The 25,903-nt window shown below is 70.4% G+C and carries 19 protein-coding genes; 12 read left to right on the top strand and 7 right to left on the bottom strand.

All coding sequences use genetic code 11. From position 1 onward, the window contains the following. The first annotated feature begins 28 nt into the window (after positions 1–28). Positions 29–2,416: a D-alanine--D-alanine ligase family protein gene (locus WMF34_RS04745; RefSeq protein WP_437992537.1), complete on the top strand. Its 2,388-nt coding sequence runs from the start codon at positions 29–31 to the stop codon at positions 2,414–2,416. Next, a complete protein-coding gene (locus WMF34_RS04740; RefSeq protein ID WP_044967826.1) occupies positions 2,413–3,615 on the top strand; it encodes a DmpA family aminopeptidase in 1,203 nt (400 codons plus the stop codon). Before WMF34_RS04745 ends, WMF34_RS04740 begins: the two co-directional genes overlap by 4 nt. 148 nt (positions 3,616–3,763) lie before the next feature. Here WMF34_RS04740 and WMF34_RS04735 read toward each other — a convergent pair whose 3' ends face one another. Further along, positions 3,764–4,141 carry an STAS/SEC14 domain-containing protein gene (locus WMF34_RS04735; RefSeq protein WP_437992536.1) on the bottom strand — a complete coding sequence of 126 codons (378 nt, stop codon included), beginning with the start codon at positions 4,139–4,141 and terminating at the stop codon, positions 3,764–3,766. Positions 4,142–4,294: 153 nt separating this feature from the next. Continuing rightward, positions 4,295–5,536, bottom strand: coding sequence for a glycosyltransferase (locus tag WMF34_RS04730; RefSeq protein ID WP_044963990.1), 1,242 nt, complete (start codon positions 5,534–5,536; stop codon positions 4,295–4,297). Between the two features lie 179 nt (positions 5,537–5,715). Here WMF34_RS04730 and WMF34_RS04725 point away from each other — a divergent pair, with 179 nt between their 5' ends. The 5 genes from WMF34_RS04725 (at position 5,716) to WMF34_RS04705 (ending at position 12,890) form a co-directional block, all read left to right on the top strand. Continuing rightward, a complete protein-coding gene (locus WMF34_RS04725; RefSeq protein WP_012233521.1) occupies positions 5,716–6,804 on the top strand; it encodes a Gfo/Idh/MocA family protein in 1,089 nt (362 codons plus the stop codon). Beyond that, positions 6,801–7,811 (top strand): NAD-dependent epimerase/dehydratase family protein, encoded by a 1,011-nt coding sequence (locus WMF34_RS04720; RefSeq protein WP_012233520.1) that lies wholly within the window; start codon positions 6,801–6,803, stop codon positions 7,809–7,811. Before WMF34_RS04725 ends, WMF34_RS04720 begins: the two co-directional genes overlap by 4 nt. Continuing rightward, on the top strand, positions 7,808–10,273 hold the full coding sequence (locus tag WMF34_RS04715) for a hypothetical protein (RefSeq protein ID WP_437992535.1): 2,466 nt from the start codon (positions 7,808–7,810) through the stop codon (positions 10,271–10,273). Before WMF34_RS04720 ends, WMF34_RS04715 begins: the two co-directional genes overlap by 4 nt. Before the next feature lie 158 nt (positions 10,274–10,431). Next, positions 10,432–11,397, top strand: a complete 966-nt coding sequence (locus WMF34_RS04710) for a hypothetical protein (RefSeq protein ID WP_437992534.1) — start codon at positions 10,432–10,434, stop codon at positions 11,395–11,397. Positions 11,398–11,513: 116 nt separating this feature from the next. Further along, positions 11,514–12,890: an O-antigen ligase family protein gene (locus tag WMF34_RS04705; protein WP_012233517.1), complete on the top strand. Its 1,377-nt coding sequence runs from the start codon at positions 11,514–11,516 to the stop codon at positions 12,888–12,890. Positions 12,891–12,964: 74 nt separating this feature from the next. Here WMF34_RS04705 and WMF34_RS04700 read toward each other — a convergent pair whose 3' ends face one another. After that, positions 12,965–13,696, bottom strand: a complete 732-nt coding sequence (locus WMF34_RS04700) for a sugar transferase (RefSeq protein WP_012233516.1) — start codon at positions 13,694–13,696, stop codon at positions 12,965–12,967. Between the two features lie 92 nt (positions 13,697–13,788). Between WMF34_RS04700 and WMF34_RS04695 the strand changes: the two genes are divergently transcribed. The 5 genes from WMF34_RS04695 (at position 13,789) to WMF34_RS04675 (ending at position 19,900) form a co-directional block, all read left to right on the top strand. Further along, a complete protein-coding gene (locus tag WMF34_RS04695) occupies positions 13,789–14,349 on the top strand; it encodes an ATP-binding protein (RefSeq protein WP_044963986.1) in 561 nt (186 codons plus the stop codon). Next, positions 14,346–14,645 (top strand): STAS domain-containing protein, encoded by a 300-nt coding sequence (locus WMF34_RS04690; protein ID WP_012233514.1) that lies wholly within the window; start codon positions 14,346–14,348, stop codon positions 14,643–14,645. The genes WMF34_RS04695 and WMF34_RS04690 overlap by 4 nt, the downstream gene beginning before the upstream one ends. Before the next feature lie 330 nt (positions 14,646–14,975). Continuing rightward, positions 14,976–16,535: a GumC family protein gene (locus WMF34_RS04685; protein ID WP_012233513.1), complete on the top strand. Its 1,560-nt coding sequence runs from the start codon at positions 14,976–14,978 to the stop codon at positions 16,533–16,535. Further along, a complete protein-coding gene (locus WMF34_RS04680) occupies positions 16,528–18,390 on the top strand; it encodes a hypothetical protein (protein WP_437992533.1) in 1,863 nt (620 codons plus the stop codon). The genes WMF34_RS04685 and WMF34_RS04680 overlap by 8 nt, the downstream gene beginning before the upstream one ends. A gap of 88 nt (positions 18,391–18,478) precedes the next feature. Beyond that, a complete protein-coding gene (locus tag WMF34_RS04675; protein WP_437992532.1) occupies positions 18,479–19,900 on the top strand; it encodes a hypothetical protein in 1,422 nt (473 codons plus the stop codon). An 87-nt stretch (positions 19,901–19,987) separates the two neighbouring features. Here the strand turns inward: WMF34_RS04675 and WMF34_RS04670 are convergent, their stop codons facing one another. From WMF34_RS04670 to WMF34_RS04655, 4 genes are all read right to left on the bottom strand, one after another. After that, the gene (locus WMF34_RS04670; protein ID WP_044963983.1) at positions 19,988–21,682 is read right to left on the bottom strand and encodes a SpoIIE family protein phosphatase; all 1,695 of its coding nucleotides are present in this window, start codon (positions 21,680–21,682) and stop codon (positions 19,988–19,990) included. A 468-nt stretch (positions 21,683–22,150) separates the two neighbouring features. Beyond that, positions 22,151–23,485, bottom strand: a complete 1,335-nt coding sequence (locus WMF34_RS04665) for a nucleotide sugar dehydrogenase (RefSeq protein WP_437992531.1) — start codon at positions 23,483–23,485, stop codon at positions 22,151–22,153. Positions 23,486–23,753: 268 nt separating this feature from the next. Next, positions 23,754–25,235: an oligosaccharide flippase family protein gene (locus tag WMF34_RS04660; protein WP_157906447.1), complete on the bottom strand. Its 1,482-nt coding sequence runs from the start codon at positions 25,233–25,235 to the stop codon at positions 23,754–23,756. Between the two features lie 2 nt (positions 25,236–25,237). Beyond that, complete coding sequence (locus WMF34_RS04655) at positions 25,238–25,849, bottom strand: polysaccharide biosynthesis/export family protein (protein WP_437992530.1); 612 nt, start codon at positions 25,847–25,849, stop codon at positions 25,238–25,240. Between the last annotated feature and the right edge of the window lie 54 nt (positions 25,850–25,903).

Below are 25,903 nucleotides of genomic sequence, written 5' to 3'. Positions count from 1 at the left end.
GGCCCGGACGACCGGCACAGGAGAGACCATGCGCATCGCGCTCACGCACAACCTGAAGATCACGGGCTCCGCCGAGGAAGCCGAGTTCGACAGCCCGGAGACGATCGCCGCCATCGCCGGCGCGCTCGAGCGAGCCGGGCACGAGGTGGAGCGGATCGAGGTCAGCGGCCCGGCCTCCCGGGTCCTCGCCCGGCTCGAGGCGCTCCAGCCGGACCTCATCTTCAACACGGCCGAAGGTCACAAGGGCAAGACGCGCGAGGCGTTCTATCCGTCGCTCTTCGACGAGCTCGGCATCCCGTATACCGGCTCCGACGCCTACACGCTGAACGTCGCGCTCGACAAGTCGCTCACGAAGCGCGTCCTCGCGAGCTACGGCGTCGCCACCCCGCGCGCCCGCCTCGTCAACCGGACCACCCTGGACAGCGGCGCGCTCGACGACGTGAGCTTCCCCGTCATCGTGAAGCCGAATTTCGAGGGCTCCTCCAAGGGCATCTTCCGGGAGTGGAGCGTCTGCGAGGACGCGCACCACCTCGCCGAGGTCGTCGAGCGGCAGCTCGCGCGCTTCGAGGCGGGCCTGCTCGTCGAGCACTACATCGCCGGCATCGACGTCGCGTGCGCCTTCGTCGACGGCCTCAAGGAGGCGAACGGCGCGCGCTCGAGCGGCACCGGCATCCCCGAGGGCGTCCTCACCCCGATCGAGTTCGTGATCGATCCCCAGGTGCCGGGCAGCTACAACGTGTACGACTTCAACCTGAAGCACGCGAAGCCCGAGCAGGTCACGCGCCGGCCCGCGCAGCTGCCCGCGGCCACGATCGAGCGCATCCGGGCCATCACGGCGCGCGTCGTGCGCGCCCTGGACCTCAAGGATCACGCCCGCTGCGAGTTCCGGGTCACGCCGTCCGCCTCGCGCAGCCAGGGCCACGACGTCCACTTCCTCGAGGTCGACGGGCTGCCCACCCTCCAGCCGGGCGCCAGCGTCTTCGTCGCGGCGGCGCAGCGCGGCGTCGACTTCGACGGCGTGATCCGGGCCATCGTGAGGAGCGCCTGCAAGCGGCGGGGGCTTTTGCCGCTCCTGGAGAGCAACCAGCCGCGGCGGGCGAAGCGCACCGCGCTCCGCGTCGGCTTCACCTACAACATGAAGCGGAGCGACACGGCCGCGGCCGACAAGGCGGGCCCCGGCGCGATGCACGACCTGGAGGCCGAGTTCGACTCGCCGCGCACGATCCAGGCGATCACGAGCGCCATCGAGAGCTACGGCCACACCGTGGTCCCGCTCGAGGCGACCCCGGACCTGCCGCGCGCGCTCGCGGCTTCCGGGGTCGACGTGGTCTTCAACATCGCCGAGGGGCTCCGCGGCCGCGGCCGCGAGGCGCAGGTGCCGGCGCTCTGCGAGCTGCTCGGCATCCCGTACAGCGGCTCGGACGCGACCACGCTCTCGCTCGCCCTCGACAAGGGCCTCACGAAGCAGATCCTGCGGGCGGCCGGCATCGAGACGGCCGAGTGGCAGGTGGTCACGACCGGGCGCGAGAAGCTGAAGCCGTTCCGCTACCCGGTGATCGTGAAGCCCAACGCCGAGGGGACCTCGAAGGGGATCACCTCCGCGTCCGTCGTCAAGGACGAGGCCGCCGCGCGCGCCGCGGCGAAGCAGCTGGTCGATCGCTACCACCAACCGGCCCTCATCGAGGAGTACATCACGGGCCGCGAGTTCACCGTCGGCCTGCTCGGGGAGCGGCGGCCGAAGGTGCTGCCGCCCATGGAGGTCGTCTTCGTCGACCCGCCCGCCTACCCCGTCTACGGCTACGACGAGAAGCAATCGGACACGCCGCGCGTGCGCTTCGAGTGCCCCGCGCAGCTCACGCCGTCGGAGCTCCGCCGCGTCGAGAAGGTCGTGCGCGACACGTTCGCGGCCCTCGCGTGCCGCGACGTGGCCAGGGTCGATCTGCGCATGGCGAAGGACGGCAGGGTGTACGTCATCGAGATCAACCCGCTGCCCGGCCTGACGCCCGACTTCAGCGATCTCTGCGTGATCGCGAAGGTCGCGGGGATGGATTACCGGATGCTGATCGGCGAGATCCTTGCCGGCTGCCTCAAGCGCTACCGCGACGCCCGGGCCGCCGCGGCGCCGCGGCCCGCGTTCACCGCGGCGCCGCCTGCGGCGGGCGCGGCCGCGTTCACCGCGAGCGCGGCGGGCGCGGCCGCGTTCACCGCGAGCGCGGCGGGCGCGGCCGCGTTCACCGCGAGCGCGGCGGCCGCCGCCGCGCCCTCCGCGAGCGCGGCGGGCGCCTCGCCGGCCGCCGATCCGGGCCTTCTGGCCGCGCCCGGCCCCGCGCTCGCCGGGCCCGCGCCGCTCCCGGCGGAGCCCGCGCCCCTCTCCGACACGGTCTCCGTCGCGAGCGGCGAGGTCGCCGGTCCATGAGCGCGCCCTCGGCCGCGCTCAGGCGCCCTCGGCTGCGCGATCTCGGCGTCGCGATCGGCCGCTTTCCGACCGGTCCGGAGAACGCGATCACGGACGTCCCTGGGGTGCGGGTCCACCACGTGACCAAGATCGAGGGCGAAGGCGAGCTCGTCCCCGGCCTCGGTCCGGTGCGCACGGGCGTGACCGCGGTCGTCCCGGCCGACGGCGACGTCTTCCTCGATCGGGTGTTCACCGCGAGCTACGTGCTCAACGGCGCGGGCGAGGTGACCGGCCTCTCGCAGATCAACGAGTGGGGCCTCTGCGAGACGCCGATCCTGCTCTGCAGCACGCTCTGCGTCGGCCGCGTCCTCGACGCGACCGTCGCGTGGCTCTCGCGCAAGCACCCCAAGATCGGCAAGGACTACGACGTCGTGATCCCGGTCGTCGCCGAGTGCGACGACAGCTTCCTCAACGACGCCGTGGGGCGCCACGTGACGCAGGCCGACGTCGACGAGGCGATCGACAACGCCCGGGGTGGCCCCGTGGCCGAGGGGTGCGTCGGCGCCGGCACGGGCATGCAGACGTTCCACTTCGCGGGCGGGATCGGCACCTCGAGCCGGTCGGTCCCCGTCGGCGGGGTCGACGCCCTCGTGGGGGCGCTCGTGCTGTCGAACTTCGGTGATCGCGAGCTGCTGCGCGTCGATGGGGTCCCGGTCGGGCGGCTCATCAGCGACCGCTTCAACCACGTCCCGCGGCGGGGCCCCGCCGGCTCGATCATCGTGCTCGTCGCCACCGACGCCCCGCTCATCCACCGCCAGCTCGCGCGCCTCGCGCGGCGCGCCGCGCTCGCGATCGGCCGGACCGGCGGGTATGCGGCCAACAACTCGGGCGAGATCGTCCTCGCCTGGAGCACCGCGAACCGGGTGCCTCGCGTCCCCACCGAGCAGTGGAGCGCCCCCCGGTCGAGCCGCTCGCTCAGCGTGCACCCGCTCGCGCCGGGCCGGCACATGGCCGAGCTCGTCCTCGACACCGAGGTCGACGCGCTCTACGAGGCCACCGTCGACGTGGTGGAGGAGGCGATCCTCAACGCGATGTTCGGCGGCGTCGACATGACCGGCCACAGCGGACACCACGCGCCGGCCCTGCCGCTAGACGCCGTCGCCGAGATCCTGAAGCAGTACCGCCCCCCGCACCCCTCCGACCCGCCGCCCCTCTTCTAGCCCTTCTCTCCGACCCCGCCCCGCCGAGCGGCGGTCACCCGCACAGGAGACGGGTCCAGATCGGCGTTTTCGGCGCGGAAGCGCACTCTCGTGCGCTGAGCACCGAAAACGCCGAGATGGGCCCGTATCCGAAGCGGGTGCCCGCCGCTCATTCCGGATCACCGTGGAGGAGCCACTCGTGGGCCGCGTCCTCGTCCCAGAAGCGCCGGAGGACCTTGTCCGTGCCGCTCTCGCGCGCCACGCGGTTCAGCTGGAGCGCGACGATGTCGCTCTCGATGATCTCGGCGACGCGCATCACCCCGAGCTCCAGGCCGAACTCCTGGACGGCGCGGATCTTCTCCGCCACATCGGGGGACATCGGCCTGAACCCGCGGACATCGGCCTTGATCTTGATCCCCCGGCCCTGGAGGCCCTCGCACGCCTTCCTCAGCTCGCTGACGAAGTTCTCCATCTCCTCGAGGCGGACACGCCCCTCAAGGACGAAATCCACCATGGCGATGTTCCGGTCGACTTTGATCTCGAACACGTTGAGAGACCTCCTGCCAGTTCCCGAAGGGGCGGGATGGGGCCGCGTGATCATACCCCGGATCGCGCGAGGACGCGCCTAGGGATCGCGACGCTCACGCGGCAGCGACGCTGGCCGCCGGCCGTGGGAAGCCCGGGCTGGGGCCGCCGCCCTTCACGCCGCGCGCGGCTCGCCGACGCGCGACTTGCCCTGTCCGCGCCGCACGGCGATCGCCTGCTCGTAGATGGTCTCGTACCGCGAGAGCAGCGTGGGCCACTGCCGCTCCTTGAGGATCCACGCCCGCGCGTTCTTGCCGACCTGCTCGAGGCGCGCCGGGTCCTTGAGCGCCTCGACACACCGCCTCGTGAGATCGGCGCTGTCGCCCGCCTTGAAGACGAACCCGGTCTCGCCATAACGGACGAGCTCCCCCATGGCCGCGACGTCGCTCACCATCACGGGCCGGGCCATGGACATCGCCTCGAGCGGCTTCAGCGGCGTCGTGAGCTCGGTCGTCCGGGTCCGGACGCGGGGATACACGAGCAGGCTCGCCATCGCGTAGATGTTGAACACCTCGTCGTGCGGCACCCGCCCGGTGAAGGTCACCTTGGACTCCACCCCTCGCTCGCGGGCGAACGCCTTGAGCTCCATCTCCTGGCCGCCGGCCCCGGTGATCACGACGTGCGCGTCCGGGATCTCCCGCGCGATGTCGCCGATCGCCGCGATGAGCGTCTGGAGCCCCTCGTACGGCTGGAAGGTGCCGACGTAGCCGATGAGCTTCTTCCCGGCGAGCCCGAAGCGCTCCCAGGCGCCGGGCGGGGCCTCCCGCGGCGCGAACTTGTCCGAGTCGACGCCGTTGCCCACCACGTGGAGCGCATCCGCGCTGCGCACCCGCGGCGCGACAGCGCCCTTCAGCGCCTCGCAGATCGTCACCGTCGCGTCAGCGTACTTGTAGACGATCGTCTCGAGGCCAGCCGCGATCTTGTAAGGCGCCGAGTCCTCTTTGAATTTGCCCCGGTCGACGGAGGCGTTCTCCCAGAGATCGCGCACCTCGTAGACGAGCGGCAGCCCGAAGCGGCGCGCCGCCGCGAGCGCCGGCAGCCCGACGAGCATCGGCGAGTGCGCGTGCACGAGATCGGGCTGAAACTCCCGGATCGCGTCCTCGACGCGCGCCTCCAGCGCCCGCACGAGCTGGAGCTCCCTGACCAGCGGCAGCTTCTTGCCGGTAGGCTCGCGCGTCCGCCAGTACGAGATGCCGCCGATCTCGTCCTTCAGCGCATCCCCCGACCCCTGCTGCGCCGACGTGACCACCGCCGGCCGCATCCCGTGCTCGGCCTGGTGCTTGATGATGTAGTCGCTGCGGATCGTGTACCCCGCAATGACAGGCAGCGACGTATGAAGAACATGGAGCACGCGCACGAATCACCACCCTTCTTGATGCTGCGCCGCGCAGCCTACCCGAGGCCGCCGCGACCGTCATCAAGCTCCTCCACGCGCGTCCACGTGCGTCCACGCGCGCGCCGCGGCGTCCCCGCTGGCCGCGGGCCGGCCGAGAGCCTAGCTCTCGGCTGCCACGTTGCGGTACGCTCCGCCGCCGCATGACCCTCAAAATCGCGATCGTCGGCTGCGGCAAGATCGCCGACGGCCACATAGAAGAGATCCAGAAGATGCCGGAGCGGGCTCGGGTCGTCGCCGTATGCGACCTGGAGCTCCTGATGGCCGAGCAGATCGCGGTGCGCTACGGCATCCCGAGCCACTACGACTCGTTCGACCGGTTGCTCGACGTCGAGAAGCCCGACGTCGTCCACATCACCACCCCTCCGCAGTCGCACCTGTTCCTCGCCCGGCGCGCGATCGAGGCCGGCGCCCACGTCTACGTGGAGAAGCCGACTGCGCTGAACCTCGCGGACGTGCGGCGCCTCATCGAGCTCTGCACCGCCGCCGGGAAGAAGATGACCGTCGGCTGGGAGTACCAGTTCGATCCCCCGGCCATCGAGATGCGCAGGCTCGTCGGCGACGGCGTGATCGGCGATCCCGTCCACGTGGAGAGCTGCTTCGGCTACAACCTCGCCGGCCCCTTCGGCACGGCGCTCCTCGGCGACGGCTCGCACTGGGTCCATCGCCTCCCGGGCAAGCTGTTCCACAACAACGTCGATCACCTGCTGAACAAGATCGTCGAGTTCGTGGACGACGAGCAGCCGAAGGTCACCGCGACCGCCTACGCGCTCCGGGAGAAGCGGTTCGGCGACTCGCGCGACGACATGCTCGACGAGCTCCGCGTCACGGTGCAGGGCGCGCGCGTCAGCGCCTACGGGACCTTCTCGTCGCACGCGCGGCCGCCCGGGCACTTCCTCCGCGTCTACGGCACGAAGAACACGCTCCACGTCGACTTCACGAGCCGCACGGTCACCCTCGACGCGTCGCCGAAGCTGCCGAGCGCCATCGGGCGCGTCGTCCCGGCCTTCGATCAGGCCCTCTCGTACCTCCGCGAGGGGGGCAAGAACGTGGTGCGGTTCGCCCGCAGCGACTTCCACTTCTTCTCGGGGCTGAACCGCCTGATCGGCCTCTTCTACGACAGCATCACGCGGGGCGCGGAGCTGCCCATCTCGTACCGGGACATGATCCGGGTCGCGTGGATGATGGATGAGATCTTCCGGCAGGTCCCGCAGGAGAAGGCGCGCACATGAAAGTCCTTGTCACCGGCTCGAACGGCTTCCTCGGATCGGCCCTCGTCGACCGGCTGCTCGCCCACGGCGAGACCGACCTCCGCTGCCTCGTCCGCCCCGCGAGCAACCGCTCGCGGCTCGACGAGATCGAGAAGCGGCGGGGCGTCCCCCTCGAGATCGCGGTGGGCTCCCTCGCCACGAAGGAGGCCGCGGAGCGCGCGGTCGAGGGCGTGGACGTCGTCTACCACGTGGCCGCGGCCATGGGCGGCGCGCCCGCGGACATGTTCCTGAGCACCGTCGTCGCCTCGAAGAACCTGCTCGAGGCGCTCGTCCACACCGGCCGATCGCCGCGCGTCGTCCTGGTCAGCTCCTTCGGCGTCTACGGCGTCGCCGACCTCCCGCGGGGGTACATCGTCGACGAGAACACGCCCCTGGAGACGCGGCCCGCGCAGCGCGATCTCTACTCGCAGGCGAAGCTCCGGCAGGAGAAGCTCTTCTGGGAGTACCAGGGGCGCTACGGCTTCCCGCTGACGGTGCTCCGCCCCGGCGTCATCTACGGCCCCGGGGGCAACGCCTTCTCCAGCCGCGTCGGGATGAGCCTCTTCGGCGTGTTCCTGCACCTCGGCGGCCGCAACATCCTGCCGCTGTCGTACGTCGACAACTGCGCGGAGGCGATCGCCGTCGCCGGCCGGAGCGACGTCGCGCGGGGGCAGGTCTACAACGTCCACGACGACGACCTGCCCACGGCCGACGTCTACCTCGCCCGCTACAAGCGCGAGGTGAAGCCGATCCGCTCGCTCACGGTGCCCTACTTCGCCCTCGCCGGGATATCGAAGCTCGTCGAGCGCTACCACGCCTACTCGAAGGGGCAGCTGCCGGCCATCTTCACGCCCTACAAGAGCGCGACCTCGTGGAAGGGGAACCGGTTCGACAACACGAAGCTGAAGGCGCTCGGGTGGAAGCAGCTGGTCTCCACGGAGGAGGGCCTCCAGCGGACGTTCACGTACCTCAAGGAACGCGCGACATGACGGGCTCGCGGCCGCTCGCGTCGCTCGGGCTCGCGCTCGGCCTCGCGGGTCTCCTCGCCGGCTGCGACCGGCGGCAGACCCCGGGGCCCCCGGCGGTCCACAGCGGCGAGGGCATCCAGTCCGCCACCGCCGCCCTCGCGGTCGCGGCGCCGCGCTTCGACGGGCCGCCCGCGCCGCCGGCCACGCCGGCCAAGGGGCACCCGCGGCTCTGGGTGCGCGCGGCCGACCTGCCGAAGCTCCGGGCGCGCGCCACGCAGGCGAACCCCCTGTTCAAGGAGCTCGCCGCCGTGACGGCCGAGGCCGCGGCGGCGATGGACAAAGGCAACATCCCCTCGGAGGGCGACTGCACCCACGCCCGCATCTACTGCGAGGCGCACGCGGAGCTGTTCGCCTTCATGTCGCTCGTCTCGAGCGACGAGGCGGCCCGCAACGACCACGCCGCCCGCGCGCGCAAGATCCTTCTCTACATCGTCGATCGCGTGAACAAGGGGGATCCGCAGGATCCCTTCGTCCGCAGGTTCTCGACCGGCGACCGCGCCCGCTGGGCCGGCGAGTCGTTCGGCCTCACGGTCGACTGGATCTACGGGTACCTCTCGGCCCAGGACAAGGCGGCGATACGGCCCGTCTTTCTCCGCTGGGCGGAGGAGCAGCTGAAGTCGTCGACGACGAGCCACGATCACCCCGAGCCCGTGGGCAAGCTGAACGACCCGGCGATGCTGAAGGAGCCGAAGAAGCGCAGGTACGCCGTGAACAACTACTTCACGTCGCACATGCGCAACCTGACGCTGCTGTCGCTCGCGTTCGACGAGGCCGACGATCCGCCGGATCCGAAGCCGAGCGGCACCTACCCGCGGCTCAGGGACTACTTCGCCAACGTCACCGGGGCGTGGCTCTACATGACCGACAGCATCCTGCGGAACGACGCGCGCGGCGGCGCGCCGCCGGAGGGCTTCCAGTACGGCCCCGCGACGCTGGCCTACGTGAGCGAGACGCTGCTCGCCATCCAGACGGCCGGCGAGGCCGATCCGGCGAAGTGGGGCCCGCAGGTGCACCTCGACGGCAACCCGTTCTGGCACGAGTTCATCCCGGCCCACCTCCACAGCCTGAGCCCCGCCACGCCGGCGGGCCGGCTCGGGCCGACCCACGAGGCCGCGTGGACGGGCGACGGGGAGCGCTACGAGTACACGGATCACATCGACCCGTTCACGGCGCTCGGCCTCCACGCCGAGAACAGCGGCAACACCGAGCGCCTGAACGCGCTCCGCTGGATGGCCATCCACGCCGGCCCGGGCGGCGCCGCGGCCCTCGCGCGGCGCGCCCGCTCGCAGCTCGGCCAGGTCCACAAGCGCCACTCGATCATGTACTTCCTCCTGCTCGACCCGGCGGTCACCCCGACCGACCCGCGCCCCTCCACCCCGCTCACGCACTTCGGCCCCGGCCTCGGCCAGGTCTTCGCGAGGACGAGCTGGGGGCCCGAGGCCACGTGGCTCCAGTTCCAGCTCGGCTGGGAGCAGATCGACCACCAGCACGGCGACGGCCTGAGCTTCGGCTTCTACCGCGGCGGCGAGTGGCTCACGAAGGAGCGCGTCGGGTACGGCGCCTTCATGGGGAACTCCGAGCAGCACAACACCCTCACGGTCGAGAACGACAGGAACCGCCGCCACGACGACCCGAACCGCGGCGAGCTCTGGCGGCGCGGGTCCCAGTGGCCGCTCGTGCACACGGGCGATCCCAGGGTGCTCGCGAAGAGCTTCGCGCAGGACTACGTCTACGTCCTCGGCGACGCGACCCCGCTCTACAACTCCGAGTACGAGAACATCCGCGACGTCACGCACGTCAGCCGCTCGCTCGTGTGGCTCAAGCCGGACCACCTCGTCCTCTACGACCGCGCCGCCACGGGCAAGGAGGGGCGCTTCAAGCGCTTCTTCATGCAGACGCCGAGCGCTGCGCAGGTCGCGGGGAAGCTCGCGACGGCCACGACCGCGAAGGGGCAGAAGCTCTTCGTGACCACGGTCCTGCCGGAGAGCGCCGTCGTGGTGGCCGAGCCGTACAAGCCGACGGGCACCTGGGACACCAAGCCGGCCGAGAACGAGACCATGCTCGCGACCCTGCGGGTCGAGCCGCCGGCCCCGATGCCGAAGGAAACGCGCTTCCTGCACGTGCTCCAGGGCGCGGCCGGCAACGCGACGGCGGATCCGGTGACGCTCGTGCGCACGAAGCGCGGGACGCCGTTCGCTGGCGCGGCGGTGAAGGGCACCCTGGTCCTGTTCCCGGTCGAGCTCGGCGCTGTGTCCGAGGTGCATTTCACCTCGCTCCCTGGGGTGACGAAGCACGTCGTCACGGGGCTCTCCCCCGGCGCATCCTACGAGGTGATCAGGAAACCCGCGGGCGGCGGCGACGAGATCACGATCCGCGCCGGCTCGGCCGCCAAGGCCGACGAAGGCGGCGTCCTCACCTTCTGAGCGCCGTGTCGCAAGCGGTAAACGGTAACGGTAACGGTAACGGTAACGGTAAACGACAAACGGCGAATGCGACGATGACGCCCTCCGCGCCCGCTTGTCCTCGGCGTGGCGCGCTGCAATAATCCATTCTCCTTGCCCACGTCCTGTACGGAGATGTCATGAGCAAGAAGCGACTCGTCTCTGCTGGCGCATTCCTCGTCGCGCTGGGCGCCCTGTTCATCCCCATCGAGGGCACGGCGCCGGCCGCGACCGGCCCCATCGCGAAGGCCGGCGCGCTCGATCTGTCGGGCTTCGCGAGCACCCGGCCCGATACCCCGCTGGATCTCCTGTTCATCCATCACTCGTGCGGCGGCCAGCTCCTCACGGAGACGGGCGCCGAGAAGGAGAAGGCGTCGTGCGTCTACGAGGCGCACCCGAACGGAGGCGGGCTCAAGAAGAAGCTCACGGAGCAGGGCTACCGCGTCCACGAGGCCTCCTACGGCAGCGAGATCGGCGAGAACACCGACCTCTTCGACTGGGCGCCCAAGTTCCGCGACAAGATGGACAAGGTGCTCCGGGTCGCGCTGAACGACCAGATGCACCCGGACGGCGTGGTGAACCGGATCGTCGTCTTCAAGTCCTGTTATCCCAACAACCGCTTCGTCGGCGAGGGCTCCGCCCCCGGCAACCCGGCCGGCCCGGAGCTCACCGTCTGGAACGCGAAGGCCACGCTGACGTCCATCCTGCCCGACCTCGCGAAGCGGAAGGACACGCTGTTCGTCTACGTCACCGCCCCCGCCAACATCCTCAAACGCTCGAAGGAGCCGGCCTGGAAGTGGACCGCGAAGCGGCTCCTCGGGAAGCCCTCCGACGCCGAGATCGCGCAGCGCCAGGCGGATCTCGCCCGCTCGTTCAACAACTGGGTCAAGTCGCCCGAGGGCTGGCTCAGCGGCTATCCGGAGAAGAACGTCGTCGTCTTCGACTACTACGACGTGCTCACGAACAAGGGCGAGTCCAACTTCTCCCTGCACGGTTCGGAGGGGAACACCGACCACCATCCCTCGAGCACGGGCAACGCGAGGGCCGCGGATGAGTTCGTCCCGTTCCTGAACCAGGCCGTGCGCCGCGTGGGCCTCAGCACGTAGCGTCGAGGGCCCGGAAACCACGCCGGAGGGAGCGAGCGCAAGTCGCTTGACGCGAGCCGCGATCCTCCGGAACGTCCCCCACCACCCGAACGGCGTCTCCGCCGAGGACCCTCGACATGCTCGCGCTCCCCGGGGTCATCCTTCTCATCGTCTTCATCTACGGCAGGCCTCAGGAGTGGGACGAGCGCTTCGAGAGCCTGCCGTTTCTGTACCTCTGGCTCGCCCTCGCCTTCATGGGCATGGGCCTCGACCTCGCCATGGGCAAGGTCAGGCTGAAGGCGACCCCGCAGCTCCGGTGGGCCATCGTCGTCTATCTCTGGTGCGTGCTCACGCTGGGCTTCCGGAACCCTGGCGAGTTCTCCGAGGGGTTCGTCTCCATCAGCGTGACGTTCGTCCTCTTCTTCCTGATCGGGCACAGCCCCGAGGGCTTCAAGGGGTTCCAGAAGCTCGCCGCCACGGTGCTCATCATGGGCCTCTTCGTGGCGGGCGTCGCGATCCACCAGGGGTTCTCCTCGTTTCAGTGCCTGGCGATGACGCAGACCATCGGAGGCTCGCGCGGCGAGGCGGGCATCCCCGACGGCCGGTCCTGCGAGAAACGCTTGGACTGCCGCGAGGGGCCGGGCGCCGATCCCGAGGTCGAGTACCTGTGCGAGCGCGTCGGCCTCTTCAAGACGTCGACGATCAACGGCCGCGTGCGCTGGCGCGGCGTGCTCCAGGATCCGAACGAGCTCGCGCTCACGGCGGGCATCGTGCTGCCGTTCAGCTTCGCGATGTTCGAGCAGAAGCGCTCCTTCACGCGCGCGCTCATGGTCTTCGGCTCGCTCCTCCTCATCGCGACCGCGATCATCCTCACGCAGTCCCGGGGCGGCCAGCTCGTCTTCGCGACGGTGCTGGGCGTCTACTTCGTCAAGAAGTACGGCATCCGCGGCGCGATCTTCGGCGCGATCTGCGCGGCGCCGCTCATGCTGCTCGGCGGCCGCGGCGGCGGCGAGGCGGATGAGTCAGCGAACGAGCGCACGGAGATCCTGGGCGAGGGCCTGAACATCTACCGGATGTTCCCGCTGATGGGCGCGGGCTTCCGCCAGTTCACGGAGCACCACTGGCTCACCGCGCACAACGCGTATCTCCTCGCGCTCTCGGAGCTCGGTCCGCTCGGGATGTTCGCGTGGACGGCGATGATCTACCTCACCCTCAAGATCTCGCTGGTCGCGCTCAAGCGGTACGAGTACGGCGCCCAGTTCGCGGCGATCCGCGCCTGGTCCATGGCGATCATGGCCGGGTTCTGCGGGATGATGGTCGGGATCTTCTTCCTTTCGTTCACCTACCACTACGTGCTCTGGATCTACTTCGGCCTGGCGGGGGCGCTGTATTCCGCCATCAGGAGCGTCGATCCGAACTTCTCGATCCGGCTCGAGAAGCGCGACGTCTACCGGCTCATCCTGGCCGATCTCGCCCTGGTGCTCGTGATCGTCGTGCTCAGCAAGAGGGCCTAGCAGAGCCGCGGGGAGCGCCCCCGGTTCAGCGGAGAGAGCGCCATGGCGCCGGGGTCCGGAGGCGCGGCGCCCGCTCAGCGCCCGAGGCCGAGGACCATCACGAGCGGCGTCTTCACGATGATCGAGAGCTCCATCTGCAGGAACGTCGAGAGCTTCTCGAGCGACGCGGCGTACGCGAGATCGAAGAGCAGCTTCATCCGCATGTCGTCGGCCTCGGCCCCCTCCGCCTCCTCGAGGCCGAACGGGTTCGTCAGCGTCGCCTCGAACGCGGCGACCTCGCTCTCCGCAGGGGCGCGTCCGGTATACCCGAGCGACACCTGCGCGAGCCCCGTGATGCCCGGCTTGATGTCGCGCATCCGCTCCTCGAAGAAGGGAATGGCGAGCGCGAGGTTGACGAGCAGCTCGGGGCGCTCGGGGCGCGGCCCCACGATGCTCATGTCGCCCATGAGCACGCTCCAGAACTGCGGGATCTCGTCGAGGCGCGTCTTGCGCAGGAAGCGGCCGACCCGGGTGATGCGCGGATCGTCCTGCTGGGCGAGCACGGCCCCCGTCAACTTCTCGGCATCCACGCGCATGGAACGAAACTTGCGCATGTGAAATTCGACGAACCGCGGGTAGGCCACGCCGTCCCGCACTTCCGTGCCGATGAGCATCCCGGCACGGCGCTGCATGTAGAAGATCGGCCCGGGCGACTCGAGGTAGATAGCCGCGCCGATGAGAGGGTAGAGCGGGAGGGTCAGCGTGAGACCCACGAGCGAGCCCGCGATGTCGATCGCACGTTTCGCTACACGAACGCCAGGTGTCACTGTTTACCTTGTGGCTCCCATAGTCGAGAACGTGGTAGGGTACAAGCTCGGATGGAGGTTTGGGCGTGATCCGACTCCGCGTACCAGGTTCGTTGACCTATCGCCACCTCGCCCTCCGCGTGGTGGCGGCCGCATGCAAGATGGCCGCGCCGGGGAGGGTCGAGGGCGGGTCGCCCGGCCTCACCCAGGAGGATTTCGAGGACCAGACCGTCTCGGCGTTCGGCGAGGCGTTCAACAACATCGCGATTCACGGATACCGCGCTGGCCCGCCGGGCGACGTCGATATCGAGATCGAATCCGACGCGGACGGCATTATCATCCGCTTGATGGACACGGGATGCAGCTTCGATCCCGCGGCCATCGACAACCCTCCCATCGACGACCTCCCCGAGTCCGGGATGGGGCTCTTCATCATCAAGTCGTTCATGGATGAGGTCGACTACTGTCCCGGCAGCCCGAATGTCCTCCGTCTTGTGAAACGGAGGGAGGGCAGCTCGTGTATTGCCGGCGACGGGGGTGAAGGCAGCAACGAACAAGAGCATTCCGACGCCGATTTCGCCGGGGCGACAGGGCATCGGACGAGCAGTTTTCGAATGCGGAGCGTCTCCCGTTCGGGCGCGACCCGCGCCGCAGGGGGAATCAAAATCCAATGAGCTATACGCGGACCGATAACGGCAGTGAGACGGTCGTGCAGTTCGAGGGGACCCTCGACGCAGTGACCGCACCGGAGTTCAGGACATTGGTGGACGAGCTGGTGGCCGAGAACCGGCAGAACATCACGCTCGAGCTCTCGTCCCTCCGGCTGATCGACAGCTCGGGCGTCGGCGTCATCGTCTCGCTGTTCAAGCGGGTACGGGCCAACGGCGGCCAGGTGCGCATCGTCGGGCTGAGGGATCAGCCGCGCGCGATCTTCCGCCTGCTGCGCCTCGATCGGGTGTTCCCCACATGACGCACGGTGGCGGCGCGCGCGCCGCCACCCCGGCCCCCGGCCCGCCCGTCGACAACGGCTTCGGTGGCAGCGCCGCGCGTCAGGTGCCGCGCGGACGGCGCTGAGCGGCTGGAGTCGCCCGGACGGTGCCCTCCGTCGCCGCGGCGCTGGTTCCGCGTGCTGCGCGTGCTGGGGGCGTGTTAGGCGTGGGGTTGCGCGCGGCGGGCAAAGCCGAGTGCAACAAGCTGGCGCTCGCGCGGCGCACGTCTACCATAGGCAACCAGCCTGCCAGACCGGGGTGCGCGTTCTCCGGACCGGGCGGAGCAAGGCAACCTTCGAGGAGCGGGGACCATGGACAAGAAGATGAACCAGCAGCTCTCCGGGCCTACCCCGCCCCAGGAGGCGCTCGGGGCGATCCCCGCCGACGCGGCAGCGCGGCCTGCAGCAGGTCCGCAGCCGCCCAGCGTCAGCGCGATGATCAACCGGACGCTGGCGCACTGGTACGTGGCGGTGCTGGTGGCGATCGCGGGGCTCGGCTTCACGGTGCTCGTCGTGCAGTCGAGGAAGCCCGCGTACCGCTCCGAGACCGTGATCTTCTACCGCGAGGGCGTCAAGGCGACGTACCTCGGGCCCGACGGCCCCGACCCGCTCCGCACCCTCTCCGCGCGGCTCAAGGAGACGCTGCTCGCGCGCTCCAACCTCGAGAAGGTCGTGACGGAGTTCAACCTCTTCCCCGAGGTCCTCGAGAAGCGGGGCATGGTCGACGCGGTCGATCGGCTCCGCGCCAAGATCACCTTCAAGGCCCGCTCGCAGGACACCTTCGCGATCTCGGCCGAAGGAGAGACGCGCGAGCAGGCGCAGGAGGTGACGCAGCGGCTCGCGGACATCCTCGTCGAGGAGACGACCCGCATGCGCAGGTCGCAGGCGAAGCTGACGAACGAGTTCCTCGACGCCGAGCTGAAGCGCGCCGAGCAGGACGTCGAGAAGGCCGAGACCGAGCTCGCGGCGTTCCTCGCCGAGCACCCCGAGTTCGCCGCCGAGCAGAACACGCCCGGCGGCGCGCAGGGCGGCGCCGCCATCCGCGAGCGGGAGCGGCGCGCCACCGGGACCGACCCGACCCTCGAGGCGCTCGAGCGGCAGGTGCCCCGCCTGCGCAGCCGGCTCACCGGCAAGCCGGAGCAGCCGGCGGCGAGCGCCGCCGGGGTGCCCTCCCCCGCGCTCACCCGGCAGCGGGATCAGGCCGAGCAAGAGCTCGCCACCGCGCGGCGGGATCTGGCCGACAAGCAGTCCCGATTCACCGAGCAGCACCCCGACGTCCGGGCGGCGGTGGCCCGCGTGACCAACGCCGAGGCGGCGCTGCGGCGCGCCGAGCAGGCGCTCATCCTGCCGCCGGAGCCGGTGGTGGAGGTCCCCGCGACCGACGAGGCCGAGAAGGCGAAGATCAAGTCCCAGCTCGCCGCTCTCGAGCGGGAGATCGCGGCGCGCAGGGGCGCGAAGAAGGGCAACGCGGCCGACGCGAGCGAGGCGGCGAAGCAGATCATCAACACCGAGACCGACTGGTCGCGGCTCAGCCGCGAGAAGGCGCGCGCGCAGCAGCGCCTCTCCGACCTCGAGGGCAAGTCGTTCCGCGCGGAGATCGCGGCGAGCTCGGAGCAGGGCGGCTACTCGGCGCAGATCGAGGTGCTCGACCCGGCGTACCGGCCGAGCGCGCCGTCGAGCCCGTCGCGGCTGATCATCGCCATCGGCGGGCTGTTCCTGTCCGTTGCGGCCGGCATCGCGGCCGCCGCGGCGCGTGGCATCGTGTTCGACGATCGGGTTTACGACATGGAAGATATCGATCGAATGGCGCTCGCTCCGGTGCTCGTCGTCGTGCCGCCCGCCGCGCGCGCGCCCCGAGGGCGCCGTGGCTGAGACAGGCGGAGCTGAGCCGGGAAAGCCCCCGCCGGTCGCTTCCCTCGAGCGCGCGCTCGATCAGGTCTGCGACTTCCTGAGCCGTGCGGAGCAGACCGCGCGGGTCCGCGCCCTCGTCATCGAGGCGCGCCGGCTCCGCAACGTGGTCGGCAACTGGCGCTCGATCGCGCCGGATCCGGACGTGCGCGAGGAGATGATCGCCCGCGTCCTGCGCCTCGCGAACGACGCGGAGGACGTGGTCTCGGCGGAGCGCCCGAGCGCCAGCCAGGACGACCCGAGCGCCGCGTTCGACTCGCCGACCATCCGGCAAGATCTGCCCCCTTCGCCGGCGCAGCACCCGCAGGCGATGGGGCTGCGCCTCGGCGCCGCGCAGGCGCCGGGCGCCCACCCCGGCGCGCAGCAGCCGCTCAGGGGGCCGTCGCCCGCGACGGCGCTCTTCCTCGGGGGTCCCGCGGCGGACCACGGCGAGCACCGCGCGCATCCGGGTGCCGCGACGGTGCTCGGCATGCCCGCGCCCGCGCTGCCGCCCGGCCCCGAGCGGCAAGGCTCATCCCCCGCGATCGCGCGTGTCGTCGATCTGAGCGCGACGCTGAGCAGCCCTGGGCTCGTGTCGAGCGGCGGGAGGCCGGGCAGCTCGCCGGCGCTGCCGGTGCCGATCGAGCGGGTCATCGCCTCGCCATCGCGCGACGTGGGGGTCCGGGACGCGTCGGCGCCCCCCGGGGGAGCGCCGTCCTTCGAGCGATCGTTCAGCGGCGCGTTCCCCTCGCCTCCTTCGCTCGTCTTCGATCGCGTGGTGCCGCCCGCGACGCGCGAGGTGACGGTGCGCGAGGTGCCGCAGCCGTATCAGCCGCCTCCGCAGCAGCAGCCGCCGCCGGAGCGGCCGATCGATCGCTCGCTCACCAGCACGTTCAGCTCGCCGCCCTCCCTGATCTTCAACCGCGTGGTGTCGACCCCGGCGCACCAGGCCGTGGACGCGAAGCTGCAGTCGCTGGATCCGACGTTCGAGGAGCCGCCGTCGCTGCACATCGAGCAGCTGCGCTCCCTGCCCACCACGCCGGAGAACGCCGGGCTGCTCCCCGAGGAGTCGCTGCGCGGCCAGGGCGAGATCACCGTGCGCCCCGTGCCGATGCCGGACGCCGTGGATCCGAACATCGTGATGCTCCGCGCGCCCTACTCGCCCCAGGCCGACGCCTACCGGACGCTCCGGCGCAAGCTGCCGACGGGCTCGGGGGTCACCATCGCCGTGACGAGCGCGGGGCCCGGCGAGGGCAAGACGTCGTGCGCCATCAACCTCGCGCTCGCCCTCCGCGAGACCGTCCGCGGGAAGATCCTCCTCGTCGAGGCGAACATCCGCAAGCCCGGCATCGCGAAGGCGCTGCGGTTCGAGCCCCCGAGCTGCTTCACGGAGCAGCTCCAGCGCCACGTCAACGACCGGTTCGCGCCCTGGGTCGTCGTCGATCAGGCGGCGCCCGCCGTGACGCCCGGAGACGACGGCGGCGAGTCGTCGTCGGACAGGAACGCCGCGCCGATGGGCGGCAGGTCGCCCGACGCGAGGCTCGCCCTCCAGACGCCCGTCCACATCCTGGCCGTCGATCCGCGCACGGAGCGGCCGCCGATCTTCGACGGGGTGGCGTTCTCGACCGCGATCGAGAGCCTCAAGCGCGCGGGCTACTCGTACATCATCATCGACACGCCGCCGGTGCTCGGCAGCATGGACCTGAACGTCATCGGCGACTCGGTGGACGGCGTGGTCCTGACCTCGCTGGTCAAGAAGTCGACCCGCAAGGCGATCCGCCAGGCCATCGAGCAGCTCCGGCCGGCGCCCATCCTCGGTGTCGTCCTTCTCGACGCCTGAACGGCCGGCGCGCGGCGTTCGCCTCCTTGCGCCGAAAGGTCGGGGAGGCGTAGCCGAGCGCCGGATCCATTGTTACCTTGCAGCCCTCATGCGCTCCGGACGAGGTATTGCGGTCGCGGCCTTCGGCTGCGCGATCCTCACCCACCACGACGCCCGGGCGCAGGACGCAACCCTCCACGGCGTCTTCACCGGGTCGATCGGCGTCACCGACAACGTGACCTCCGCGGCCGAGCCCCCTGCCGGGCCCGGTCCCGAGGCCGACGGCCTCGCGACCGCGAGCCCCGGCCTGATCTTCACCTACACGACGCCGCGGACCGCCCAGACGCTCTCCTACACGTTCTCGACGAGCCTCTTCTTCCGGCACGCGGAGGCGAGCTCGTACTCGAACGTGGCCGCGTGGACCGGCCGCTTCGTCACGTCGCCGAGGACGTCGCTGACGCTCGGGGCGAGCGGGTCGCAAGGCCAGCTCAACACGTTCCAGCTCGAGCAGACGCCGGGGACCACGACGCTCCAGGGCAACGCGGGCGGGACGACGAACTTCGTGCAGGGGTCGTTCAACGAGGGGTTCTCGTTCCAGCCCTCGCCGGTCTGGTCGCTCGGGCAGGCCGCGACGTTCGCCATCTACAACCCGCTCCGGGATCGCCCGCAGCGCACGTACAGCGCGGCGAACACGCTGACGGCGCAGCGCGCCTTCCGCCACGACGCCGCGTCCCTCGCGCTCTCGGTCGGCTACACCCATTTCGACAACGTCGACACCGATCCCACGACCGCGGTCACGTATGCGTCGCGCGACCAGCTCGTCAGCACGCTCGTGGCAAGCTGGCAGCACGACCTCGGGCGCCGCTTCTCGAGCCAGCTCGACGTCGGCGGGGTCGTCGCGACGGACCTGAAGGACGGCGCTGGGTCGCTCGCGCGTCCCGCCGGGCTCGCGGCGCTGCGCTACACGCACGAGCGGGGCGAGGCGGCCGAGCTCGCGTACGCCTATTCGGCCACGCCGAACGTCTTCCTGCAGCAGATCCAGCTCTCCCATATGCTGACGCTCCGCGCCGCCGTGCCCGTCCACGCCGCCTGGCACCTGTCGGTCGAGGGCTCGGCCGGCGCGCAGCTCGCTCAGCCCCTCGAGCCGAACGCGGAGGGAGACCTCGACACGGGGCCGACCACGATCGCGGTGCTCACCGACGTCGCGCTGCTCTGGAGCCCCGTCATCGTCATCCCCGACTTCGCGCTCGCGCTCCGGTACCAGCACGGGAACCAGCGCACCGAGGGGAGGACGGTGGAGATCGAGGGGAGGACGGAGAAGCTCCCCGACACACGCGTCGTCCGGAACACGCTCCTCCTGTCCGTGTCGGGCGCGTTCCCGCGGCAGATGGCGCCAGGCTCGCGCATCTTGATGACCCAGCCCTTCGGCTCGGCAGGCCCTTCCGGCACCCCACGCCGGGAGCCGACGCCGAGCGAGCCGCTGGAGGGCGAGGCACCGGCGTCGGCCGGCGCGGGCGACGCCGCTCGCTGAGCGCGACGGGGCGCGCCGCCCAGCGGGGGCCGGAGCCCCGCCCTTGACGCGCTCAGGGGCTCCGCCGGGCGGCCGGAAGCGGCGCGCTCAGGTGCGCCGAGCGAGGAGGAAGGCCCTGTCGTCCTCGGGCAGCTGGTCGCCGCGGAACTCCTCGAGCATGTGCGTGAGCTTGTCGGCGATCGACGCGACCGGGCGGCCAGCGCTGGTGGCGCAGAGCTTGGCGAAGCCCGTGCCGAGCGCGTGCAGGCCGAGCATCTGCTTCGACGAGTTGCGCAGCTCGGTGAGCCCGTCGGTGTACATCGCGAGCACCTCGCCCGGCGCGAGCACGCTCTGGTGCGCCTCCATCGGCACCGGGCCGACCCCGAGCGCCGGGTTGACAGCCGCCTGGAGGTGCCGGAGGCCGCCCTCCGCGGTCGCCACCAGCGCCGGCGGGTGCCCTGCGTTGACGCACTCCATGCGGCCCGTCGCGGGGTCGAGGGCGACGGCCACCATCGTGACGAACGAGTGCTCCGGCAGGTACTCGCAGAGGTAGGCGTTCAGCCGGTCCATCATGCCCGTGATCCCGCGGCCGGCGTCGACCGTCGCGCGCACCATCGTGTGGACGCTCGATCCGATGAGCGCGGCCTGGAGCCCCTTGCCGCAGACGTCCGCCACGGCGAGCATGAGGCGGCCGTCCGGCATCGGGACGATGTCCACGTAGTCGCCCCCGACCCACCGGCACGGCTCGAAGCCGAGCGCCACGTCCAGCGCCTTGAACTCCAGCCGTTTCGGGACGAAGGTCCGCTGGATCTGGTGCGCCATCTCGAGCTCGCGCTCGATCGCCGCGTGCGCCTGCGCGTGGCGCCGCGCCTCCCAGGCCGACTCGGCCTGCTGATAGACCTCCGCCGCGAGCGCGATGAGCCCGAGCCACTCGACGCTGCCGAAGTCGGGCGGCAGGGTCACGTAGAGCAGGTTCATCATCTGCTCCTCGACGCGCAGCGGACAGGCCACGACCCAGAGGGCCATGACGTCGCGCGACATCGTGAGCTCGACCGTGGCGCTGTCGCTCACCAGGTTGCCGGCCAGCACCGGCTCGCGCGTGTCCTGCACCGCCGCGAGCACGCGGCGCGAGATGTACGGCGGGGCGACGGAGTCCTCGCGCCGGAGCGACTGGAACGGGCGGTGCGGCCCGGACAGGATCGTCAGCGCGCCGTTCTGCCGGAGCCGCAGCGCGAGCGCCATGCTGCCGTGGAAGTCCTCGCGGACCATCAGCTGGCAGAGCGCGTCGAACCGATCCGTCGCGTCCTCGATGCTGAGGAGCCGCCGCGACAGGTCCATCAGGGTGAACAGGTGCTTCGCCGCGATCCGCGGCGGGTCGAGCTCGCCGAGCTTGCGGATCGCGGTCGGTTTGTCCTCCTCGAAATGGAGGCCGCCCGGGTCGATCGGCACGCGAGGGGCCCGCGCCGTGAGCTGGAACTCGAGGATGTAGTCGCCGATCCCGATGCGATCGCCCGGCTTCAGCACCTTCTCGTTGATCCGCTCGTCGTTGACGAGCGTTCCGTTGGTGCTGCCGAGGTCGCGGATCCACCACCGGCCGAACGGATCGCAGAAGAGCTCCGCGTGGCGCCGGGAGACCGTGTAGTGGTCGAGCGTCAGCTGAACGCCCGGCGCCCTGCCGATGACGATGTGGGACTCCGTCAGCGGCCGTCGCGTCCCCGGGAGATCGCCGAGCCGGATCTCCAGGTGGCCCTTCCAATCCGAGCTCGACGGCGCAGGGCCCAGGCTGTCATCTGCAGGCGACATCGTTCGACCTGGCCCGACCATGGGCGGCGGCGTGGACATGGACCGTCTTCGATGGGTACCGAACCGGCGCCCTGACATCAAGGGGATGCTCGCGATTTCGCGAGCTCGGCAAGAGCTGCATCGGTTACCGTCGGTTACCGGGTTACCGGGTTACGGCGTCACGGGGTCACGAGGATACGTGGTGACGAGGATACGCGGTTACAAGGTGACGCGGCTACGAGGTCGCGAGGACACGCGGAGCCCCTCGCGGTTGCCGAGGAGTCACCCAGGAGCTCCGCCGCGGCGCCCGCGCCGTGGCGTGGGCGCCACGGCGATGCCGGCGGCGCGCCGCCCACAGCGCGGGAATTGAGCGACACGCCACGGGGCCAGCTGCGACGCGGCAAGGACGCCGCCGCTGGATGCCTGGTCACCAGGACCGCGCTGGCGTGCGACGCCTGCCCGCGCCGCTCGGGGCACCCTCGCCCTCCGTCAGGCCTTGACCACCTTGGGGTTCGCCGCGCGGTAGACGCCACGGGCGTCGACGATCAAGGCGGCGTGGTTCAGCACCAGATCGTAATCGACGATGGAATGGTCGGTGACGATCATGACCGCGTCGTGGCTCTTGAGCGTGTCCTCGTTGAGGGGGACGGACGAGAGCTCCGGCAGATGCGGCCAGGTGCGCATGCGCGGCAGCTTGGGCACGTGCGGGTCGTGGAAGCTCAGCACCGCCCCGAGCTTGCGCAGGAGCTCGATGATCTCGAACGCGGGGCTCTCGCGCGGGTCGTCGATGTCCTTCTTGTAGGCGACGCCGAGCAGCAGGACCTTCGTGCCCTTCAGCGCCTTGCCGCGCTCGTTCAGCGCGAGCTGGAGCTTGTTGACGACGTAGTGCGGCATCTCGACGTTCACCTCGCCGGCGAGCTCGATGAACTTGGTGGACACGCCGTACTCGCGCGCCTTCCACGCGAGGTAGAACGGGTCGAGCGGGATGCAGTGGCCGCCCCAGCCCGGGCCGGGGTTGAACCGCATGAAGCCGAACGGCTTGGTCGACGCGGCGTCGAGCACCTCCCAGACGTCGATGCCCATGGCGTCGTAGACGACCTTGAGCTCGTTCACGAGGGCGATGTTGATGGCCCGGAAGATGTTCTCGGTCAGCTTCGCCGCCTCGGCCGCGCGCGCCGAGGAGACGGCCACGACGCGCGCGATCGCCTGCGAGTAGAGCGCCTGCGAGAGGACCAGCGACGCGCGATCGACGCCGCCGACGACCTTCGGGATGGTCGCGGTGCTGTGATCGCGGTTGCCCGGGTCCTCGCGCTCGGGCGAGAAGGCGAGGTAGAAATCCTGCCCCATGCGCAGGCCCGATTGCTCGAGGATGCCCTTGACGAGCTCATCGGTCGTGCCGGGATACGTGGTGGACTCGAGGACGACGAGCTGCCCCTTCCGCAGCCGCTCCTTGATCTTCTGGGCGGAGCCGACGACGTAGCTCATGTCGGGCTCCCGCTGGGCCGTCAGCGGGGTCGGGACGCAGATCAGGATGGCGTCGGGCTCGCCGAGCCGCGAGAAGTCCGTCGTCGCCTCCAATCGGCCCGTCTTGGCTGCCGCCGCGATGCGCGCGGGATCGAGGTGCTTGATGTAGCCCTTCCCCTCGCTGAGCGCGGTGACCTTCGCCGGGTCCACATCGAAGCCCAGCACGCGGAAGCCCTTCTCGATGAACGTGAGCGCCAGCGGCAGGCCGACATAACCCATGCCGATGATGCCCACCTGGGCTTCGCGGGAGTTGATCTTGGCCAGGAAGCTCTCGACCGCAGGGGGATGCGTCTCTGCCATTTCCTTTTATCTCCAGTGGTGGAGGGGAGCCGCGATGCGGATCCCGACCCAGTTTCGAAGAGAGGGGCCCGACGCTACCACAGGGCCCCCAATTTCGCTCGAGTGTCGCGTGGGACCCCAACGTTCGGAGGGGAAAGGTGCTCCTCGTTGCGGTTCGCACGCTCGTTGCGCTGGCGACGCTCGTTACGTCTATTGCGCTCGTTGCGCTCGTTGCGCTCGTTGCGCGCGCTTCGCTCGTCACGCCGGTCGGTGACATTCAGGAAACGCCTTAACGACGGCGGCGGACCGCTTCGCGGGCGAGCTGGAGGAAGTCCCGTGATGCCTGCCGCGCGATGACCAGCGCGGAAGCGACGAAGGCGAGCCCGCCGACCACCACCTCGGCGCCAAGGCGGCACCCGCGGGGCAGGTCGTCGAGCGACCGCATGCCGTAGCGAACGGCGAGCACCGCGGCGACCATGGGCATGCACGCGACGAGCGGGCGGACCAGCGGGCGCAGAAGCCGCATGTACGGGACGCCATCGGCGCGCTTGACCACCCAGAGGCTCGCCAGGGCGTGCACCCCGAACGCGACGCCGACGCCGGCGCAGGCCCAGAGGACGCCGCCGATCGTCCCGAGCAGCGCGATGCCGCCGACGATCGCGGCCACCTTGAGCCACTCCAGGACCATGATCGTCCGCGTCCGGCCGTAGACCTGCATGTACGAGGACAGGACCCAGCCGATCGGGCGCGTGACGCCAAGCGCGGACAGCACGGCGAGGAGCGGGCCAGCCGGCTCCCATGCCTCGTTGAAGAACGTGTCGTTCAGGATGGTCGGGGCGACCGCGCCGAGGCCCACGGCGAGCGGGAAGATGATGAGCGCGAGCAGCGTGAGCGCGCGGACGAGCGCCGCCTTGCGCTGCTCCGGCTCGAGCTTCGCGAACGACGGGACGAGCACGTCGCCGATGCGCTCGCCGACCTGGGAGGCCGGGATGTCGGCGAGGTTCCACGCGAGGTTGTAGAGCCCGCCGACTTGCTCCCCGAACAGGCGGATCATGACGAGGTTGTCCCACTTGGAAGCCCCGAAGTTCGCCAGCGACCCGAAGTTGAGCGGGATGCCGAAGGCGAACAGCTCGCGCGCCTTCTCGCGCGACAGCGGGCTCGGCGTCAGCCACTCGGAGAGCTTCACCGCCGGGACCGTGGTCACCACGCGCACGACGGCGCGCAGGAGCGTCGCCACCACGATGGCGTTTCCCCCCCAGCCGAGCACGGCGAGGGAGACGGACGCCGCGGTGTAGGTGAGCTCGCCGGCGGCGTTCCGGAGGCTGACGCTGCGGAAGCGCATCTCGCGGATGAGCAGGCGATCGGGGACGTACCAGATCCGATCGATGAACATCGCGAGGATGAGCCCCGGCATGAACTCGAGCATCCCGGGCGCGCCGACGAGGTGCACCGCGATCGGCTCCCGGAAGAGGTACACGGCGGCGATGGCGATGAGGCCCGCCACGTGGAAATAGACGGTCGCGTTGAAGACCATCTGGCGGTCGAGGTTGGGCCTCGACGCGATGAACTGGCCGGTCCCGAGGCTCGACATGAAGTGCGCCGTCATGATCACGACGGACGCTGCCGAGACCTCGCCGTACACATCCGGCGCGATGAACCGGGTGAGCACGAGGGTGCCTATCAGGCCGAGCACGCGCGAGCCGAGCCCGGTCGCGATCGTCCAGACCGCGCCGAGGACGGCCTTTCGGGCAAGCGCGGAGGAGCCGGCCACGATCAGGGCACGAAGACGGTATCGCCGGCCTTGAGCACGAGGTCCTGCTCGGGCCGCTTGCGCGAGGCGATTTCGTCGTAGTTGATGGGGATGTGCCGGAATTTGCCCGGGCTATCCATGCGGATGAGCAGGATCTGATCCGTCGAGGCGAACTGGTTGGGACCGCCGGCGAGCGCGAGCGCCTCGGAGACGGAGACGAAGTAGTTGGAGGCGAAGATGCCGGCGCGCGAGACGTTGCCGCTGACCACGAACCGGTAGCTGTTGATCCCGGTCACGGCGACGGTGATCACGGCCGTCTCGTCCTTCACGAACTCGGAGAGCCGCTTCTTGAGCTCCTCGCGCACCTGGGTCGGGGTCCTGCCGGCCACGTAGACGTCGCCGATGAGCGGCATCGTGATGACGCCATCGGCCCGGACGAGCGCCTCGCTCGACAGGTCGGCCATGCGCCAGACGTTGATCCGGATCTGGTCCCCCACCCCGATCGTGTATTCGTGCTTACGCGGGTCGTACTCCTTCGCGTAGTTCGCGGGATTGTAGACGTACGTGGGCGCGCACCCGGCGGAGAACGCGGCGAGGGCGAGCCCTGCCGCTGCCGTCAGAAGCACTCCTCGCATGAAGGACCGTTTCGTGGGACGGGCTGTGCCTTCCATGGGCGTCTGCATTGAGGA

This window comes from Sorangium sp. So ce145 (genome assembly GCF_051525985.1).
Lineage (GTDB): Bacteria > Myxococcota_A > Polyangia > Polyangiales > Polyangiaceae > Sorangium > Sorangium cellulosum_B.
Note: the sequence above shows the minus strand (reverse complement) of the source record. Positions and strands in the feature narration are given on the sequence as shown.

What these genes read in the sequence shown, in the direction of transcription:
- WMF34_RS04745 (WP_437992537.1), top strand. Translation starts at nt 29, where the DNA reads ATGCGCATCGCGCTCACGCACAACCTGAAGATCACGGGCTCCGCCGAG.
- WMF34_RS04740 (WP_044967826.1), top strand. Translation starts at nt 2,413, where the DNA reads ATGAGCGCGCCCTCGGCCGCGCTCAGGCGCCCTCGGCTGCGCGATCTC.
- WMF34_RS04725 (WP_012233521.1), top strand. Translation starts at nt 5,716, where the DNA reads ATGACCCTCAAAATCGCGATCGTCGGCTGCGGCAAGATCGCCGACGGC.
- WMF34_RS04720 (WP_012233520.1), top strand. Translation starts at nt 6,801, where the DNA reads ATGAAAGTCCTTGTCACCGGCTCGAACGGCTTCCTCGGATCGGCCCTC.
- WMF34_RS04715 (WP_437992535.1), top strand. Translation starts at nt 7,808, where the DNA reads ATGACGGGCTCGCGGCCGCTCGCGTCGCTCGGGCTCGCGCTCGGCCTC.
- WMF34_RS04710 (WP_437992534.1), top strand. Translation starts at nt 10,432, where the DNA reads ATGAGCAAGAAGCGACTCGTCTCTGCTGGCGCATTCCTCGTCGCGCTG.
- WMF34_RS04705 (WP_012233517.1), top strand. Translation starts at nt 11,514, where the DNA reads ATGCTCGCGCTCCCCGGGGTCATCCTTCTCATCGTCTTCATCTACGGC.
- WMF34_RS04690 (WP_012233514.1), top strand. Translation starts at nt 14,346, where the DNA reads ATGAGCTATACGCGGACCGATAACGGCAGTGAGACGGTCGTGCAGTTC.
- WMF34_RS04685 (WP_012233513.1), top strand. Translation starts at nt 14,976, where the DNA reads ATGGACAAGAAGATGAACCAGCAGCTCTCCGGGCCTACCCCGCCCCAG.
- WMF34_RS04675 (WP_437992532.1), top strand. Translation starts at nt 18,479, where the DNA reads ATGCGCTCCGGACGAGGTATTGCGGTCGCGGCCTTCGGCTGCGCGATC.
- WMF34_RS04670 (WP_044963983.1), bottom strand. Translation starts at nt 21,682, where the DNA reads ATGTCGCCTGCAGATGACAGCCTGGGCCCTGCGCCGTCGAGCTCGGAT.
- WMF34_RS04665 (WP_437992531.1), bottom strand. Translation starts at nt 23,485, where the DNA reads ATGGCAGAGACGCATCCCCCTGCGGTCGAGAGCTTCCTGGCCAAGATC.
- WMF34_RS04655 (WP_437992530.1), bottom strand. Translation starts at nt 25,849, where the DNA reads ATGCGAGGAGTGCTTCTGACGGCAGCGGCAGGGCTCGCCCTCGCCGCG.